The 1,037-nt window shown below is 34.6% G+C and carries 1 protein-coding gene; it reads right to left on the bottom strand.

Translation table 11 applies throughout. From position 1 onward, the window contains the following. Window positions 1-149: 149 nt before the first annotated feature. Window positions 150-1,037: zinc-dependent alcohol dehydrogenase (locus BLU40_RS17470; protein WP_139171010.1), on the bottom strand; the 888-nt coding region annotated here is incomplete at its 5' end.

Raw genomic sequence — 1,037 nt, 5'->3', positions numbered from 1 at the left:
CGTTTGCAACCTGTTACAATTGCAACTTTACCTTCTAGACTAAATTTATTTAAAATACTCATTGTTTTGTTTTTTTATTGAATGTTTTGTTTATATGAAGAGATTCTTCGCTTTGGCTCAGAATGACATTTCATATTTTTATTGAATTATTAAAGACTACAATCCATTAACACTTTCATTCCATCTGGATTTTGATCAATGTTTTCAAAAACTGTTTGAATGTTTGTTAATGGCTGAACATCGGTAATCATTTCTTCAAATGGTAATTCGTTTGCTGTAATTAAATCGATTGATTTTTCATAATCTTGCTCTTCGTAAACACGAGCTCCAATTAACTTCAACTCTTTCCAGAAAAATTTGAATAAATCAACTGGTTTCTTTTCTCCGTGAATAGCAACCATTACAATTCGTCCTCTAATCCCTGCAACTTCTGTCATTACATCTAACGTTGGCTGAACTCCAGCAACCTCAAATACAACATCTGCTAAACGACCTTCGGTTTGTTCTCGAACATAATCTACCAAGTTTACTTTTGCTGGACTTACAGCATTTAAACCTAGTTCTTTTGCTTTTGCTATACGCGTTTCATTTACTTCTGAAACAATTACATTTGCTCCAACTTCTTTAGCTACCATGGCAACTAATAAACCTATTGGTCCACCACCTAAAACAACCGCAGTTTCTCCAGCTACCAAACCACTCATTCTAACATCATGCGTTGCTACTGATAATGGCTCTATTAATGCTGCTAATTTTAAATCGGTATCGCTTTTTAATTTGTGTAACGTAAAGGAAGGAACATTCCAATATTCTTGCATTGCTCCTGGACTATCGATTCCTATAAATTTTAATTCTTCACAAATGTGATTGAATCCTTTATCTGATGGCTTTACCAAACGATCATCTAACGGACGAACTACTACTTTATCTCCTATTGCATAGTCTGAAACTCCTTCTCCAACTGCGTCAATAATTCCTGACATTTCATGACCTATAGTTTCTGGCATACTCACTCGCTTATCCATCATTCCGTGATA

This window comes from Lutibacter oricola, from assembly GCF_900106565.1.
GTDB lineage: Bacteria > Bacteroidota > Bacteroidia > Flavobacteriales > Flavobacteriaceae > Lutibacter > Lutibacter oricola.
This window is presented reverse-complemented; position numbering and strand designations above follow the sequence as displayed.